Annotated in this window: 11 protein-coding genes and 2 tRNA genes; 7 read left to right on the top strand and 6 right to left on the bottom strand. The window is 71.7% G+C overall.

The features are described from left to right. Window positions 1-95: 95 nt before the first annotated feature. The 3 genes from ACFYW3_RS08795 to ACFYW3_RS08785 all read left to right on the top strand — a co-directional run bounded on the left by ACFYW3_RS08795 (window position 96) and on the right by ACFYW3_RS08785 (window position 2644). Entirely contained in the window at window positions 96-689 is a 594-nt protein-coding gene (locus ACFYW3_RS08795) for a lytic polysaccharide monooxygenase (protein ID WP_389385984.1), read from the top strand. Between the two features lie 26 nt (window positions 690-715). Continuing rightward, complete coding sequence (locus ACFYW3_RS08790) at window positions 716-2392, top strand: AMP-binding protein (RefSeq protein ID WP_351763471.1); 1677 nt, start codon at window positions 716-718, stop codon at window positions 2390-2392. Between the two features lie 178 nt (window positions 2393-2570). Next, window positions 2571-2644, top strand: a tRNA-Lys gene (locus ACFYW3_RS08785). A gap of 103 nt (window positions 2645-2747) precedes the next feature. Here the strand turns inward: ACFYW3_RS08785 and ACFYW3_RS08780 are convergent. Next, entirely contained in the window at window positions 2748-3506 is a 759-nt protein-coding gene (locus ACFYW3_RS08780) for an IclR family transcriptional regulator C-terminal domain-containing protein (RefSeq protein WP_351377391.1), read from the bottom strand. Between the two features lie 246 nt (window positions 3507-3752). Here ACFYW3_RS08780 and ACFYW3_RS08775 point away from each other — a divergent pair, with 246 nt between their 5' ends. The 3 genes from ACFYW3_RS08775 (at window position 3753) to ACFYW3_RS08765 (ending at window position 7392) form a co-directional block, all read left to right on the top strand. Beyond that, the gene (locus ACFYW3_RS08775; protein WP_389385909.1) at window positions 3753-4880 is read left to right on the top strand and encodes an LLM class flavin-dependent oxidoreductase; all 1128 of its coding nucleotides are present in this window, start codon (window positions 3753-3755) and stop codon (window positions 4878-4880) included. Window positions 4881-5134: 254 nt separating this feature from the next. Next, window positions 5135-6841, top strand: coding sequence for a glycosyl hydrolase family 18 protein (locus tag ACFYW3_RS08770; protein ID WP_351763475.1), 1707 nt, complete (start codon window positions 5135-5137; stop codon window positions 6839-6841). 119 nt (window positions 6842-6960) lie between these two features. Next, window positions 6961-7392: a PPOX class F420-dependent oxidoreductase gene (locus ACFYW3_RS08765; RefSeq protein WP_351755640.1), complete on the top strand. Its 432-nt coding sequence runs from the start codon at window positions 6961-6963 to the stop codon at window positions 7390-7392. 10 nt (window positions 7393-7402) lie between these two features. Here ACFYW3_RS08765 and ACFYW3_RS08760 read toward each other — a convergent pair whose 3' ends face one another. After that, entirely contained in the window at window positions 7403-9181 is a 1779-nt protein-coding gene (locus tag ACFYW3_RS08760) for an EAL domain-containing protein (RefSeq protein WP_351755637.1), read from the bottom strand. Window positions 9182-9620: 439 nt separating this feature from the next. Between ACFYW3_RS08760 and ACFYW3_RS08755 the strand changes: the two genes are divergently transcribed. Continuing rightward, the gene (locus ACFYW3_RS08755; protein WP_351755635.1) at window positions 9621-10856 is read left to right on the top strand and encodes a M6 family metalloprotease domain-containing protein; all 1236 of its coding nucleotides are present in this window, start codon (window positions 9621-9623) and stop codon (window positions 10854-10856) included. Window positions 10857-10958: 102 nt separating this feature from the next. Here the strand turns inward: ACFYW3_RS08755 and ACFYW3_RS08750 are convergent. The 4 genes from ACFYW3_RS08750 to ACFYW3_RS08735 all read right to left on the bottom strand — a co-directional run bounded on the left by ACFYW3_RS08750 (window position 10959) and on the right by ACFYW3_RS08735 (window position 12811). Next, window positions 10959-11032: transfer RNA gene (locus tag ACFYW3_RS08750), tRNA-Lys, on the bottom strand. 11 nt (window positions 11033-11043) lie between these two features. Continuing rightward, window positions 11044-11604 carry a bifunctional DNA primase/polymerase gene (locus tag ACFYW3_RS08745; RefSeq protein WP_389385908.1) on the bottom strand — a complete coding sequence of 187 codons (561 nt, stop codon included), beginning with the start codon at window positions 11602-11604 and terminating at the stop codon, window positions 11044-11046. A gap of 219 nt (window positions 11605-11823) precedes the next feature. Then, window positions 11824-12171 (bottom strand): hypothetical protein, encoded by a 348-nt coding sequence (locus ACFYW3_RS08740; protein WP_351755631.1) that lies wholly within the window; start codon window positions 12169-12171, stop codon window positions 11824-11826. Between the two features lie 82 nt (window positions 12172-12253). Continuing rightward, window positions 12254-12811: an NADPH-dependent FMN reductase gene (locus tag ACFYW3_RS08735; protein WP_389385907.1), complete on the bottom strand. Its 558-nt coding sequence runs from the start codon at window positions 12809-12811 to the stop codon at window positions 12254-12256. Between the last annotated feature and the right edge of the window lie 8 nt (window positions 12812-12819).

The following is a 12819-nucleotide window of genomic DNA, read 5'->3' as shown; positions in this document are numbered from 1 at the left end:
TGGGACTTGGTCTAGACCTGGAAATCATCCCCACGCGTGCGCACGCTCTCGTCAGACTCCCCCCACGTCCAAGGAGCATCATGCGTTCCTTCCGCATGCCCAAACGAGCCGGCGTCACGGCCCTCGGTCTCGGCCTCGTCGCCGGCGCCACCCTCCTCGGCACCCCCACCGCCAGCAGCCACGGATACACCGACACCCCCATCAGTCGCCAGAAGCTCTGTGCCAACAAGACCGTCTCCAACTGCGGCCAGATCCAGTGGGAACCGCAGAGCGCCGAGGGCTTCAAGGGCTTCCCGGCCGCCGGGCCGGCCGACGGGAGGATATGCGCGGCCGGCAACGCCCAGTTCGCCGAGCTCGACGACCCGCGCGGCGGAACCTGGCCCGCCACCCGCGTCAACAGCGGCCAGAGCTACGCCTTCCGGTGGCAGTTCACCGCCAACCACTCCACCACCGACTTCAAGTACTACGTCACCAGGAACGGCTGGGACCCCACCAAGCCGCTCACCCGGGCCGCCCTCGACCCCCAGCCCTTCCTCACGGTCGCCTACAACGGCGCCCGCCCCGCCATGACCACCGTCCACCAGGGCGCCATGCCGAGCGGGAAGACCGGTCGGCACATGATCCTGGCGGTCTGGACCGTCAACGACACCCCGATGGCCTTCTACTCCTGCTCCGACGTTCAATTCTGACGCGACGTCAGCTAACCTCCGGCGGCATGCGGACGACGACCACACCCGACACCGTCGCGGAGCTCATCGCGCGCCAATGGGGCGACCACCGGCCCGGGCTGAAGCACGAGCACGCCGTCCTCAGTCGCCACCGGACCGCCCAGGAGGCCGCCGCGCGCGCCGCGCTGCTCGTCGACCTCCTGCCGCCGGAGGCCGAACCGCACCTGGGAGTGCTGCTCGACAACACCCCGGAGTTCCCGTTCTGGCTCGGCGCGGCGGCCCTCGCGGGGGCCGCCGTCGCCGGGATCAACCCGACCCGGCGCGGCCCCGAACTGGCCCGCGACATCCTGCACACCGACTGCCGGATCCTCGTCACCGAGCGCGCCCACCTGCCGCTGCTGCGCGGCCTCGACCTGCCGGACGTACGGATCCTCGTGACCGACACCGACGAGTACGCGCGACTGCTGGAGCCCTACGCGGGAGCCGAGCCGGGGGAGGCCGTACTCTCCGGCGGCCCCACCCCCGCCTCCCGGATGCTCCTCTACTTCACGTCCGGCTCCACCGGCGCCCCCAAGGCCGCCCTCTGCACCCAGGGCCGCCTGGCCGCCGCCGGAACCTCGCTGGCCCGCCGGTTCTCGGTCACCCCCGACGACGTCCACTACGTCTGCATGCCGCTCTTCCACGGCAACGCGGTCATCGCCGACTGGCTGCCGGCGCTGGCCGGCGGCGCGTCCGTGGCCCTGCGGCGGCGCTTCTCGGCCTCCCGGTTCCTGGACGACGTACGGACCTACGAGGCCACCTACTTCACCTACGTCGGCCGGGCGATCCAGTACCTCCTGGCCACCGAGCCCCGCCCCGACGACCGCGCGCACACCCTGCGGCTCGGCTTCGGCACCGAGGCCGGCGCGGTGGACGCCGCCCGTTTCACCGAGCGGTTCGGGGTCCGCCTGGTGGAGGGCTACGGGGCCACCGAGGGCGGCGCCTCCGTGGTCCGCACCCCCGACACCCCGCCGGCCGCACTGGGCCGGGCCGGCGCCGGGGACGACCTCGCGGTCGTCGACCCCGAGACGGGGGCGGAGTGCCCGGCCGCCGTGCTCGACGGCTCGGGCCGCCTCCTCAACGGCCGCGAGGCCATAGGGGAACTCGTCAACCGCGGTCGCGCCCTGTTCGAGGGCTACTGGCGCAACCCCGACGCCGAGGCGGAGCGCACCCGCGACGGCTGGTACTGGACCGGCGACCTGTTCTTCCGGGACGCCGCCGGATTCCTCTACTTCGCGGGCCGCACCGACGACCGACTGCGGGTCGACAGCGAGAACCTCGCCTCGGCCGTCATCGAGAACGTCCTCGCCCGATGGCAGGACGCGGCGGCCGTGGCGGTGTACGCCGTCCCGGACGAGGTCGCGGGCGACCAGGTGATGGCGGCCGTCGCCCTCCGGCCCGGAACGGAGTTCTCCCCGTCGGCGTTCGCCGCCTTCCTCGCCGCGCAGCCCGACCTGGGCACGAAGATGCCGCCGCGCTACGTCCGGGTGGTCCCCGAGATGCCGACGACGGCCACGAACAAGGTCCACCGCGTGGCCCTGCGCCGCGCCGGCTTCCGCTGCCCGGACCCCGTCTGGTGGTCCCCGCCGGGCGAACCGGGATACCGGCCCCTGGACGCGCAGTCCCTGGCCGCCCTGCTGTCGTCCTACGAGGCCCGGGGCCGGGCCGACCTCCTGGACCGCTGACCCGGACGCCGCGACCGCCCTCCGGGGTGTGGCCGGCGTCACCCCCGCCCGAGCCGCCCCGCCGGCGCCCGTGGCCCGGCCCGGACCCCGGGGCCGGCGAGAGCGCGGGGTCCTCGCGTACCTCCGGGCGCAATGGTTTTGAGCACCCCGGGGGACCGGGTAGTATTTTCTCTGTCAGGCGCCGCTAGCTCAGTTGGTTAGAGCAGCTGACTCTTAATCAGCGGGTCCGGGGTTCGAGTCCCTGGCGGCGCACCTGTACTTCGGGCGGTTCCCGGTTCACCGGGAACCGCCCGAAGTGGTTTCCGGCCCCGGCGCACGGGCCCGAGGGGATGTTCGTCCCCGGGTGCGCCACCCGTCAGAGCGTGAGCGACAGCAGCAGCGGCGCGGCCTTGCGGTTCAGCGTTTCCGCCGCGGCCCGCAGCCGGTGCGCGTGCTCGACCGGCATCGACAGGGCCAGGCAGCCCACCGAGGCGCCGGCGGTGATCGGCACCGCCGCGCAGACGGTCCCCACGGCGTACTCCTGGAGGTCCAGCACGGGCACGGTGGCGGGTTGGCTGTCCAGCTTGGAGAACAGCACGCGCTCGTTCACGATCGTCTTCGACGTCAGTCGCGCGATCTTGTGCCGGGACAGGTGGTCCCGTCGACCGTTCTGGTCGAGCTGGGTCAGCAGACACTTGCCGACCGCGCTGGCGTGCGCCGCCGAGCGGAAGTCGACCCACTCGTGCACCTTCGGGGTGCGGGGACTGTCCGCGAACTGGGTGATGCGGACCTCGCCGTCGACGTAGCGGCTGATGTAGACCGCCGCTCCGACCGAGTCCCGCAGTCGGTCCAGGGTGTCCTGGAGCTTGTCCTGGAGGGCCTGCTGCCGGTCGACGCCGGAGCCGAGGAGGACGAGGGAGTCCCCTATGGCGTAGGCGCCGTCGGACACCTGGAGCACGTACCCCTCCCGGCGCAGCATGAGCAGCATCGGGGACAGGTGGACGGAGGGCAGGCCTGTCTCACGCGCTATCTGCGCGTCGGTCACACCGCCGGTGTGCCGGGCGATCGTCTCGAGTACGCGCAGCGCGTACTGCACCGAATGGAACGGCGCGGTCGGCTCGGGCTTCAGCGCCACGGTTTCCCCCTACCAGGTTGTTACCGCTTGCTCCCCCACGATAGCCATCAAGAGGCTTGTGTGGAGCGCCTGTTGAAGAGATTGATGGCTCAATCAAGTCCCTCTGCCTGGATCTACTCGCTTGGCATATGCCAGAGGCATGGCCGACTCGGCGGCCCGTCGGGAATGCCCCGGCCCCCTCAATGGTTCGAATTCCTCGTACGGACATGCAGGAAGCCGCGAGGGCCGCACGGGACGGGAGCGACGATGAGTGACGCCGGGGACGAGGGAATCAGGGCAGCCGGGACGGGAGGGACCGCGGATCCGATCCGGGGGACCGTACGGGGGAGCGCGCCGGTCCCGCTGTCGGTGCTGGACCTCGTCACCGTCGGCGCCGGCAGCACCGCACACGCGTCGCTGCGCACCAGCGTGGCGATCTCCCGACTGGCCGAATCCCGGGGGTTCCACCGGCACTGGGTGGCCGAACACCACTCCATGCCCGGAGTGGCCAGCTCCTCCCCGGCGGTGATCCTCGCCCACCTCGCCGCCCACACCTCCCGGATACGGCTCGGCTCGGGCGGGGTCATGCTGCCCAACCACGCCCCGCTGGCCGTCGCCGAGCAGTTCGGCACCCTGGAGGCCTTCGCCCCGGGCCGGATCGACCTCGGATTGGGGCGCGCCCCCGGCACGGACCCCCGTACCGCCGCCGCGCTGCGCGGAGCCGGACGGGCGGACGACGCCGCCGACGGGTTCCCCCGGCAACTGGGGGAGCTGATCCGCTTCCTGGACGACGACTTCCCCGACGGCCACCCCTACGCCCGGGTGCACGCCGTGCCCGGCCCCGTCCAGGGTCCCGCCGGTCGGCCGCCGATCTGGTTGCTCGGCTCCTCCGGTTTCAGCGCCCGCCTCGCCGGCGAGCTCGGCCTGCCCTTCGCGTACGCCCACCACTTCTCGGCCGCCGGCACGATTCCCGCGCTGGACCTGTACCGGCAGAGCTTCCGGCCCTCGGCCGTGCTCGACACCCCCTACGCCCTGATCGGGGCCGCGGCCCTGGCCGCCGACACCGACGAGGAGGCCCGGGCGCAGGTGCTGACGGGCGCGCTGTCGATGCTGCGGCTGCGCGGCGGGCGACCCGGGCTGGTCCCGACGCCCGAGGAGGCGGCCGCGTACCCCTTCTCGCCGCTGGAGCGGGAGTTCGTGGACGGCTGGCTCGCGAACATCGTCCACGGCACCCCCGACGAGGTCCGCGAGGGGCTCGACGACCTGGTGAAGCGGACGGGCGCGGACGAGCTGATGCTGACCGCCAACGCCCACGGCGGGGATGCCCGGTTGCGCTCCTACGGGCTCATCGCAGATGCGTACGCCATGCCGGTGGAGGACTCGAACCCCGCCTGAGCGCACAAGAACGGGGTTTGGCTGGTTTGTTGCCGAAACCTTGCCGGCGCATGGCTTAGTGCAGCCTTAAACCGCTCGTCACCCGGGGTGGCGAGCGGTTCTGCGTCTGCCCCCAAGTCTCTGACGAGGCCTTTTGGCGCCTGAGTGGTCTAGTCCTTCTTTGGTCCAAACCATTGACTGGGGGTCGGGGTGATCGCTATCACTTCTCTCACCTGAAGCTGATGCCCCCCTCTCCCACCCCCCGGAGTCAGTTCATGCACATCCGTAAACCCCTCGTCGCGGCCGCCGCCACGGCCGCGCTGGCAGCCGGAGCGCTGGCCGGCTTCGCGGGCCTCGGTACCGCCCAGGCCGCGGGTTCCGCGAGCACGGCGAGCGCCGGCGGCGTGAAGATCGCGTACTACGACCAGTGGAGCGTGTACGGGAACGCCTTCTACCCGAAGCACCTCGACACCCGCGGCATCGCCGGCAAGCTGGACGTGATCAACTACTCGTTCGGCAACATCCACCCCACCAACCTCACCTGCTTCGAGGCGAACAAGGCGGCGGGCGACGACAACAACCCCAACGCCGGTGACGGCGCGGGCGACTCGTACGCGGACTACCAGAAGTCCTTCAGCGCGGCCGACAGCGTCAGCGGGGTCGCCGACAAGTGGGACCAGCCGATCGTCGGCGTCTTCAACCAGTTCAAGCAGTTGAAGGCCAAGTACCCCCACCTGAAGATCAACATCTCGCTGGGCGGCTGGACCTACTCGAAGTACTTCAGCGACGCGGCCAAGACCGACGCCTCCCGCAAGAAGCTCGTGTCGTCCTGCGTCGACCAGTACATCAAGGGCAACCTGCCGGTCGAGGGCGGCTACGGCGGCCAGGGCGTCGCGGCCGGCATCTTCGACGGCATCGACATCGACTGGGAGTACCCCGGCTCCTCCGGCGGTCACCTGGGCAACCACTACGCCCCCGAGGACAAGCAGAACTTCACGCTCCTGCTCAAGGAGTTCCGCAGCCAGCTCGACGCCTACGGCGCGGCCAACGGCGGCAAGAAGTACCTGCTGACCTCCGCCCTCCCGGCCGGCCAGGACAAGATCAAGTACATCGAGACGGACAAGATCGGCGCGTACCTCGACTACGCGAACATCATGACGTACGACATGCACGGCGCCTGGGACGGCGACGGCCCCACGTACCACCAGTCCCCGCTGTACTCCCCGGCCGGCGACCCGACCGACCCGATCGCCCCGGGCACCCAGAAGTACAGCATCGACAACGCCATCGACTCCTGGATCGACGGCAACCCGGCCTACGGCATCACCGGCGGCTTCCCGGCCAACAAGCTGACCCTGGGCTACGAGTTCTACTACCGCGGCTGGAAGGGCGTCCCCGCCGGGGCGAACAACGGCCTCGCCCAGTCCGCGACCGGCGCCTCCGGCGCCCGGCCCACCAGCCAGCAGGCCGGCATCGCCAACTACAAGGAACTCGGCGGCCTCGTCGACAACCCGGCGAACACCTTCTGGGACGACCAGGCCAAGGCCTCGTACTTCTACAAGGACGGCGAGTTCTTCACCGGCCTCAACCAGAAGTCCATCCAGGCCCGGGTCGACTACGGCAAGCAGCGCGGCCTGGCCGGCGCGATGATGTACTCCCTCCTCGGGCTGGACAACAACACCACGCTGCTGAACCAGATCTCGGACGCCCTCGGCGGCACCACCCAGCCGCCGACCACCCCGCCGACCACGCCTCCGACCACTCCGCCCACGACCCCGCCGACCACGCCCCCGACCACGCCTCCGACGACGCCGCCCACCGGCTGCGGTTCGGTCCCGGCGTACGTCGCGGGCACGGTCTACACCGGCGGCACCGAGGTCTCCCACAACGGTCACAAGTGGAAGGCCCAGTGGTGGACGCAGAACGAGGTGCCCGGCTCCACCGGTGAATGGGGTGTCTGGAAGGACCTCGGCGCCTGCTGATCCCCCCACCCCGCGCCGAGCGCCGGCCGCCCCCGCCCCCTCCCGGGGCGGGGGCGGCCGTGTTCCGCGCACCGGCGCGCCGGGAACAACCCCCGACCGGTCTCGGGTTGACTCCGGACATGACTGCCACGCCATTCGAACCGCGCGCGCTGCTCGCGGGGAGCCGACTCGGTGTCCTCGCCACGATCAAGTCGAGCGGCCTCCCCCAACTCTCGCCCGTCATGCCCTTCTACGACCGCGAGTCGGGCCTGCTGCACGTCTCGATGACCGAAGGGCGGGCCAAGACGGCGAACCTGCGCCGCGACCCGCGGGCCGCCCTGGAGGTCACCGCGCCCGACGGCCGCTCCTGGGCCACCGCCGAGGGGCCCGTGACGCTCGTCGGCCCGGGCGCCGACCCGCACGGCCCCGAGGTCGACGCGCTGGTGGACTACTACCGCCTCGCCGCCGGCGAGCACCCGGACTGGGAGGAGTACCGGTCGGTGATGGTGTCCGACCGCCGGGTGCTGATGACGATGACGGTCGAGCGCGTGTACGGCGAGAAGCTCGGCTGACCCGCCCGGCCTATCCCCGGGCCCCGGGGCGCGAGCCGATCATCTCGGCGATCCGTTCCGGGGCCACCGCCCGCGAGTACAGCCAGCCCTGGCCCGTGTCGCAGCCCACGCGGCGCAGGCGCGCCGCCTGGCCCGCGGTCTCCACGCACTCGGCGGTGACCGTCAGGCCCAGCCGGTGGGCGAGTTGGACGAGCGCCTCGACGATGGTCTCGTCGGCCGGGTTCGGGTGGGAACCCTCCTCGTAGCGGAACCCCCGGACGAAGGAGCCGTCCAGCTTCAGCACCGACACCGGCAACCGGCTCAGGTAGGCCAGGTTCGAGTACCCGGTGCCGAAGTCGTCGATGGCGATCCGCACGCCCATGTCGCTCAGCGCCTGGAGCGCCTGCAACGGCCGCCCCGCCGAACCCATCACCGCCGACTCCGTCAGCTCCAACTGGAGCAACTGCGGGGCCAGTCCGGTCTCGGCGAGGATCTCCGCGACATCGCCGACCAGGTCCGAGTCCCACACCTGGCGGACCGCCACGTTGACGGAGACGAACACCGGTGAGTCACTGGGCTGTTCGATCTGCCAGCGACGCGCTTGCCGGCACGCGGTCCGCAGCACCCACTGTCCCAACGGGACGATGGAGCCGTCCTCTTCGGCGATCCCGATGAACCGATTCGGCGTCAGCATGCCGAACTGCGGGTGGTTCCAGCGCACCAGGGCCTCCACCCCGCGCACGGTCCCGCTCTCCAGGTCCACCAACGGCTGGTACTCCAGCCGGAACTCGTCCCTCTCCACGGCCGGTCGCAGCGTCGAGGACAGGGCCTGTCGGGTCATGCGGTGCGCGTTGCGCTCCGGGTCGAAGAGGGTCCAGCGGGCCTTGCCGTCCGCCTTCGCCCAGTACAGGGTCGTGTCGGCGGCCTGCATCAACCCCGTCGCCGAGGTCCCGGCCGCGGCCCGCTCCACCACCCCGATCGACGCGGAGACCGACAGCCGCTGACCGGCCAGGTCGAACGGCTCCTGTACGGCGTTCAACACGCTCCGCGCCAGGTCCGCGAGTTGCTCGGTGCCGGTGGAGTCCTCGACGAGCAGGGCGAACTCGTCGCCGCCGAGCCGGGCCACCAGGTGCCCGCTCGTGCGCCCGTACCCGGACTGGTCGGCGCACTGTGTCAGTCGGGCCGCGACGGCCGCCAGCAGCCGGTCCCCGACCCGGTGGCCCAGGGTGTCGTTGACGGCCTTGAACCCGTCGAGGTCCAGGTAGCACAGCCCGATCCGGCCCGTGCCGCCGTGCTCGTACGAGGAGTGCTCCAGGGCGGCCGAGAGTCGCTCGAAGAACAGTGTCCGGTTGGGGAGTCGGGTCACCGGGTCGTGCATCTGGAGGTGGCGCAGCCGGGCCTGGAGGTCGCGCCGGTCGCTGATGTCGGCGACCGACAGCAGGACGTCCCGGCTTCCGGGGACCGGCCCGAGGGTGACCTCGGTCCACAGGGAGTGCCCGTCGGGGTGTTTGAGGCGGCGGGTGCAGCGCAGTCGGGCCTGCCGGCCGCGGAGCACCTCCTGGTAGGCCTGCCAGGTGCGGGCCTCCGCGGCGAGGTCCACAAGGTCGGCGGCGGACCGTTCGACGAGCGCGAGCGGTTCGGCGCCCAGCAGCGCGGCGAGCGCCTCGTTGGCGGCGACGACGTGTCCGCTGCGGTCGACGACGGCCATCGCGAGGTGGGCCGCGTTGAAGGCGGCCTGGTAGTCGCGTGCCTCGGACGTGCGCGGGGACCGCGGGGCCGACGTGGTCGCCGCCGCGGGTTCGGTCGACATGCCGGGCACGGCCGGCACCGCCGGGTGACGCTCCGTAGTGGCCGATCGGATGCGGTCGGCCGCCGAACCGGTTCCCTCTGAGGTTCCGCTCACCGTTGGCTCCCGCAGTGCTCGTGAGTGTCCGTGCAGGAAAGTGTGCCGATCATAGAGGCTGCCGGACGGCCCCATCCAGCGGCGTCGCCGTACGGAGGGCGGTGGTTCGCGGTGATGACGGATCGTCGGCCGACCGACGCGTGATCGTTCCTGTGCGGCTGTGAGCACCAGAAGGCCGTAGCTGATCTCCCGTGATCGGTCGTGACGTTCTGTAGGCGCGTCCGTGAAGTCCGGGGGTCACCGACTTGACGTATCGCTCACTCGTGTGGGGCAGCGGAACAGGGCATTAGTAAGACAATCGCCTCAAAGTGGATGGAAGGGTACGAATCCACCACCGGAGGTCGATGTGCCGCGACAGCAGACACCCGGGGGAGTGGAGCGCTCCCGCATCCGAAGTACGGCGGCAGTCGTCACTTCCATGGCGGCGCTCGCCGCGATGTCGCTCGTCGCCACCCCCGCGGCGGCCGCTTCCGGTGCCGGTCCCTGCGCGCTGACCCGTACGGCGGCGCACCACTCCCTCGGGCTGGACACCTGGAACGGCGCCTACCCCAGGCCCGAGCGCACCCTGAACGCGCTCATGGTCTTCCTCTCCTTCCCCGACCATCGCACCGCCGTCACTCCCGAGGAGCTGACCGGCGACTACTTCCCCGCCACCAGCGAGTTCTTCCAGCGGGCCTCCTACGGGCGCTTCCGGCTGGTCCCGCACCCGCAGAAGCGGTGGATGCGGATGCCCAAGCCGTCCACCGCGTACGGGATACAGCGCGACTGGGCCCCCGGGGACCGGGCGGCGTACCTGCGGGACGCCGTCGCCACCGCCGACCCCGGGGTGGACTTCAGCCGGTACGACGTCGTGTACTTCGTCGCCGACCCGGACGCGCCCGGAGTGGACTCGGACGCCACCAAGGTCGTCAACTTCGACCGGCCCATCCGGGCCGACGGCACGGACCTGCGGCGGATCGTCACCGTCTTCGAGCAACACCCGCCGGACCGCAACGTCCTCGCCCACGAGACCGGGCACGTCTTCGACCTGCCCGACCTCTACCACCGGCCGTCCGACGGCAAGGGCGACTGGGACACGTACGTCGGCGACTGGGACGTCATGGGCAGCCAGTTCGGGATGGCCCCGGACCTGTTCGCCTGGCACAAGTGGAAGCTGGGCTGGCTGAGCCCCTCCCAGGTCGACTGCGTGCGCTCCGGCTCCTCGCTGCACACCCTGCAACCGCTCGCGGAGGGCGTGCCCAACGGCGGCACCGGCGGCACCCGGCTGGCGGTGGTCCGCACGGGTCCCGGCAGTGCCATCGCCATCGAGGCCCGGGGCTCCGCCGGCAACGACGGGGACACCTGCACGGAGGGCGTCCTGATCTACCGGGTCCGCAACGAGCCGGCCTCGGGCGGCGGTCCGATCGAGGTGTTGGACGGGCATCCGGGCACCGAGGCCTGCTGGGACCGGTCCGTGTACCCGCCGCTGGCGGACGCCCCGCTGGAGGTCGGCGAGACGTTCACGGTGCCGGGGGAACGCATCCGCGTCGAGGTGGTGGACCGGACCCAGTCGGGCGCGTACACCGTGAAGATCACCACCTAGTGCGGTGAACCGTTCCGGCCGCGGCACCAGCCGCGCGGGCCCCCGCCCGGGGGGGCGGGCACGAAAAAGGCCCCCACTCGCGTGGGGGCCTTTCTCCGTCTGTGCGCCGCCAGGGACTCGAACCCCGGACCCGCTGATTAAGAGTCAGCTGCTCTAACCAACTGAGCTAGCGGCGCTTGGTGACGAGCTAGACATTAGCATCAGGATCGGCCGAACCAAAAATCGATACCTGCAGGCGGGCGGCGTGCAGGAAGGCCCAGAGCAGCGAATCGGCACCCGGCAGCCAGGGCCGCCGGGAGTCCGGGGCCACCAGCCAGCGGGACGGCCCGGGAGAGGGTGCCAGCGGGGGCACGGTGACCGCGTCGCCTCGGCCGTGACAGAGCGGTGCGGCCGCGGTCTCGCCCCACTCCTCCCAGGCGAGCAGGGCCGGCAGCCGCTGGGCGGTGCCCGGCGCGGCGAAGAGCAGCGTCCGGCCGCGGTGCACGGCGGCGGGCCCGGAGCCGGGCCCCTCGGCCCACAGCAGGTCGAGCATGCGGCGCCCGAGGACGAGCGGGACGTTGACGACGTCGAAGGCGGTCCCGCAGGGCAGCGCGGCCGGCGCGGCGGGCCGCGCCCGCCACGCGGCGAGCGTCTCGTGCGGCAGGGCGCACGCGGAGGCCAGCCAGGCCGCGCCCTCGGGGGTGACGAGGGTCGCGGACGCGGGGGCGGTGCGGACTTCGAGGGCGGCGCAGCCGGTCAGGGTCGTCATGCCCCCAGGTCTACCGGGGGTAGCCCGACCGTTCCGGGGAGTTACGGGAATCCGGGACACGGGCGACCGCGCCGGAGTATGGTGCGCCCCGCATATGCCAGATGTGACGTGCGCCGCACCCGGATCCGGATGCGGCGCACGGGCCGGCTCGCTTCGCGGAGACCTCCGGGCCGTCTCCTCCGGATCTTGCCTGACCCGCCAAGATCCGAAAGAGACGGCCTAGGGGCCGTCCGGGTGGCCGTCCCGCAGCAGGGTCTCGCCGAACTCGATCATCTTGACCGCGTAGTCCTCGGTCCACTCCGCCTGCTCCGCGATGGCCGCAGCGGGCAGCCGGTCGAACCGGCGCGGGTCCGCCAGCTGCGCCGCGGCGACGGCCTGGAACTCCACCGCGCGCTCCTGGGCCGCCCGGAAGGCCAGCGTCAGCTCGGTCGCACGGGCCAGCAGCTCCCGCGGGTCGTCTATCGACTCCAGGTCGAAGAAGTGCTCCGGGTCCGTTGCCACCTCGGAAGGCTCGAAGAGCAGCGGCGCGGGCCGCAACCTCCGCTCGGTGCGCTCGGGCTCTGCCATGCGTGTCCTCCTGCTGCGCGTACGTCGTCCCTTCAGGGCCACCCTCCATTGTCCAACGTCGCGCAAGAGTGCACCCGGGGCGTCACACGCCCGCGGGCTCCTTCGCGAGCGCCGCGATGTCGTCGAACACGCCGGTGAGCTCCTGCGCGAGCCCCTCCGGAGCCTCGAATCCCTGGTCCGTGACCAGCGCGTTGATACCGGGGACGGCCACCGACCGCTCGGTGGGCAGCATGCGCAGGCGGGTCAGGACCGGGCGCAGCATCTCGGCGGCGGGCGCTCCGCCGGTCGGGCCCGCGCTGTAGCTGACGATGCCGACCGGCTTGCCCCGCCATTCGCGGTAGAGGAAGTCGATGGCGTTCTTGAAGGGGGCGGTGTAGCCGCCGTTGTACATCGGCAGGACGAACAGCACGGCGTCCGAGGCGTCGATCAGCGCGCTCCACGCCCGCGTGTGCGGATGGGTGTAGATGCCGCTGGAGGCGTACTCCGGCTCGTCCAGGAAGGGCAGCGCGATCTCGGCGAGATCGATCGGGGTGACCTCGAACGCGCCGTGCCCGCGGGCCCGGCCGACGACCCACTCGGCGAGCGGACGCCCCGAGGAGGTGGGGCGGGTCGCGGCGTAGATGACGTGCAGACGGGTCATGGGGCGTT

The organism is Streptomyces sp. NPDC002602 (assembly GCF_042889445.1).
GTDB lineage: Bacteria > Actinomycetota > Actinomycetes > Streptomycetales > Streptomycetaceae > Streptomyces.
Note: the sequence above shows the minus strand (reverse complement) of the source record. Positions and strands in the feature narration are given on the sequence as shown.

What these genes read in the sequence shown, in the direction of transcription:
- ACFYW3_RS08795 (WP_389385984.1), top strand. Translation starts at nt 96, where the DNA reads ATGCCCAAACGAGCCGGCGTCACGGCCCTCGGTCTCGGCCTCGTCGCC.
- ACFYW3_RS08790 (WP_351763471.1), top strand. Translation starts at nt 716, where the DNA reads ATGCGGACGACGACCACACCCGACACCGTCGCGGAGCTCATCGCGCGC.
- ACFYW3_RS08775 (WP_389385909.1), top strand. Translation starts at nt 3,753, where the DNA reads ATGAGTGACGCCGGGGACGAGGGAATCAGGGCAGCCGGGACGGGAGGG.
- ACFYW3_RS08770 (WP_351763475.1), top strand. Translation starts at nt 5,135, where the DNA reads ATGCACATCCGTAAACCCCTCGTCGCGGCCGCCGCCACGGCCGCGCTG.
- ACFYW3_RS08765 (WP_351755640.1), top strand. Translation starts at nt 6,961, where the DNA reads ATGACTGCCACGCCATTCGAACCGCGCGCGCTGCTCGCGGGGAGCCGA.
- ACFYW3_RS08760 (WP_351755637.1), bottom strand. Translation starts at nt 9,181, where the DNA reads ATGTCGACCGAACCCGCGGCGGCGACCACGTCGGCCCCGCGGTCCCCG.
- ACFYW3_RS08745 (WP_389385908.1), bottom strand. Translation starts at nt 11,604, where the DNA reads ATGACGACCCTGACCGGCTGCGCCGCCCTCGAAGTCCGCACCGCCCCC.
- ACFYW3_RS08740 (WP_351755631.1), bottom strand. Translation starts at nt 12,171, where the DNA reads ATGGCAGAGCCCGAGCGCACCGAGCGGAGGTTGCGGCCCGCGCCGCTG.
- ACFYW3_RS08735 (WP_389385907.1), bottom strand. Translation starts at nt 12,811, where the DNA reads ATGACCCGTCTGCACGTCATCTACGCCGCGACCCGCCCCACCTCCTCG.